This window comes from Variovorax sp. P5_A3 (assembly GCF_056400665.1).
On sequence record NZ_JBFUKW010000059.1, the window covers coordinates 1 to 2,394 of the forward strand.

Annotated in this window: 3 protein-coding genes and 1 pseudogene; 1 reads left to right on the forward strand and 3 read right to left on the reverse strand. The window is 62.5% G+C overall.

The genetic code is table 11. The features are described 5' to 3' along the window. Positions 1 to 446: pseudogene (locus AC1D3B_RS36045) on the reverse strand (hypothetical protein); the annotation flags it as partial. Positions 447 to 499: 53 nt separating this feature from the next. Between AC1D3B_RS36045 and AC1D3B_RS36050 the strand changes: the two are divergent. Then, the gene (locus AC1D3B_RS36050) at positions 500 to 718 is read left to right on the forward strand and encodes a hypothetical protein (RefSeq protein ID WP_478195451.1); all 219 of its coding nucleotides are present in this window, start codon (positions 500 to 502) and stop codon (positions 716 to 718) included. Positions 719 to 750: 32 nt separating this feature from the next. On the opposite strand, the gene AC1D3B_RS36055 is transcribed toward AC1D3B_RS36050, so the two are convergent. Both AC1D3B_RS36055 and AC1D3B_RS36060 read right to left on the reverse strand, forming a co-directional pair. After that, complete coding sequence (locus AC1D3B_RS36055) at positions 751 to 1,086, reverse strand: hypothetical protein (RefSeq protein ID WP_478195452.1); 336 nt, start codon at positions 1,084 to 1,086, stop codon at positions 751 to 753. A 3-nt stretch (positions 1,087 to 1,089) separates the two neighbouring features. Further along, on the reverse strand, positions 1,090 to 2,394 hold a 1,305-nt coding region (locus tag AC1D3B_RS36060), incomplete at its 5' end, for an RHS repeat-associated core domain-containing protein (protein WP_478195453.1).

Here is a 2,394-nt window from a genome sequence, read left to right on the forward strand (position 1 = left end):
ATGCCGTAGCCGCGGCTGGTCGTCACCCCGTCGAGGGTGCGCGTGCTGCTGGCCCGGTTGCCGTTGGCGTCGTAGCCGAACCCGGCCGTGTTGCCCGTGGCGTTGAAGGCGGTGATGCGGCCCACGGCGTCGTAGCCGACGCTCCACGTCGTGTTGACGCTGGTGATGGTGCTGTGCGTGGGGTCGGCGTCCGCGGGCTGCAGCAGTTGCTGGGTCAGGCTGGTGATGCGGCCTGCGGCGTCGTAGACGTAGCTGCTGAACTCGGTGGCGGTCAGGCGCCCTGCGGTGTCGTAGGCGCGGCTGGCCTGGAGGCTCGGRGACACGAAGGCCCAGTTCCAGCCGGTGGGCTGGCCCAGCGGGTTCCAGGCGATGCCGGTGACGAGCGGTGCGCTGTTCCAGTTGAGCTGGCTCAGGCGGCCGGTGGCGTCGTACAGGTAGGTGAGCACGCTGCCGCTGGGGTAGCTCAGGGTGGTGAGCGTACTGGGTGCTGCGCGGGCCGGTGTTGGCGCTCGTCTCGCTGGTGGCGTTGCCTTGGTCGCTGTCCCGCGAGGAGATCAAGCAGGAGTTCGCCAAGCAGTTGCGGATCATGGACCGCGAGGCCCCCCGCTCAATTGACGCGCGCCTGAAGGCCAAGGATCTGTCGCCAGACGTGCGCGAGTTCATGGCCGAGGGGTTGGCAGAGCTGCGGGCGAACAGCCACAGCTCTAAGACCCCATGACTGCATCAACTCCGAAGGCATAGATCAATAGATTACTCTCGCATCCAGCGAGGTTTCAATTCACCCTCTTTTGCCCATCCCCAATCGCAGAACATTTCTGCATAGCTCTCAATATCAAACTCTTCGTTCGGGAGAGGTTCAGAAAATGTCGAGATGGAGAATCCTTGCGCTCTCAAACCTTCTCGTAGGGTGCTATCTAGCTCATTCTCAGACGAGAAAATAAGCGTGCCGAGCGCTCCGCCAAGGTCTGGAAACAATGCTTGAGCTGATGCTGAACGCCCATCTGGAAGACGGGCAACATAGGCAATCGAAACTCGCAGGCCGAGTTCTCCAGCTGCGCGGGACAGTCGTTCTTGCATGACATTCATAGATCAAGGATTCCTGATTGGGATATGGTCCACGGGCCCAACGTGTCCGTGCGGTACTTGCGAGTGAGGCGCCCCACCCACATGACCTTCGTCTAGACGCACCTTGTTCGCTGGAAATGGATCCGGCAATATTCGGTTCAACTCTTCGTACGCCCTCATGTCGGCGCGAGTAACGCCGGCCTTCTTGTCTGCCTTGGCCATATCGACAAGCGCCTGCTTGCCCTTGCTGAACGCCTTCGTGGCGCCGCTTCCAAATGTGCTTCCGCAGAAGCCCAGTGCGATGTTTTCACCCAACGCCCTTTGTTCCGGTGACTCAGGGAAGTTGAGCCTTTCCCAGAACGACGGCGAGGGATTGGTAGAAGGGATGTACCGCCCGTAGCCATAGCTTCCCCAGCGATCCAGGCCCAGCGGATCCATATAGCCGAGCGGGTCAGCATCCACGTAGCTGAACTGATTCCAACCGCCATTGAGCCCGATGGGGTCTGCCTGCGTGTATCGCCCACTCGTCGGACTGTAGCTCCGGAAGTAGTTGTAGAAAAGTCCGGTCTCAGCATCGGCGTACTGGCCCGGATATCGGAGATTGAAGGTGATCGGCGTTGCCGTGGTCGTGCCTGCACCCGCTGCCGCAAACCTCGTGGCCGCAGTGGTGGGTTGTTCGTCGCCGAAGGCGCTGTAGCCCCACTGCCACACGGGTTGCCCGCTCTCATTCGTGAGCCGCCGCGGCGTGTTCAGGTGATCGCTGTGCACCGCGTACTTGCTGGTGCCGTTGACGACAACCGCAACCGGCATGACGCCGTTGACCGTCGGCAGGTAGATGTGCTGCGTACTTCCCGTGCTGTTCGCCCCACCCGTCCCCGTCTCCGCCATCAGGCTGCCGTCCTCGTCATAGGTGAAGGCGAAGCCCAGTTGCTCGGCCTCCGTCACGCTCGGCGCCCAGAACTTCGTGAAGAAGTCGATCAGACTCTGCAGGAACCCCGGATCGCCCTCATCCCCCTCGCTCGGCGGATACAGCGGTTCGGTCTTGAACACCCGCTGCCCCAGCGCGTTGTGCGCATACCGCGTCGTCGGGCTGGTATCCGTGGCCCCCGTGGTCGCAGCGCTGAGCCGCCCTTCCGCGTTGTAGGTGTAGCTCCTCAGCCCATCGCTGACCAGATCRCCRTTGGCGTTGTASCCRTASACCACGCTGGTSGTCGCACTCCCGCTGGTCTGCGTGAAGCCGGTGAGCTTGTTGCTCGCCCCCTCGATGCCGTAGCCGCGGCTGGTCGTCACCCCGTCGAGGGTGCGCGTGCTGCTGGCCCGGTTGCCGTT

Bases quoted from the DNA above. Each gene is read 5' to 3' on its own strand.
- AC1D3B_RS36055 (WP_478195452.1), bottom strand. From the start codon at position 1,086: ATGAATGTCATGCAAGAACGACTGTCCCGCGCAGCTGGAGAACTCGGC.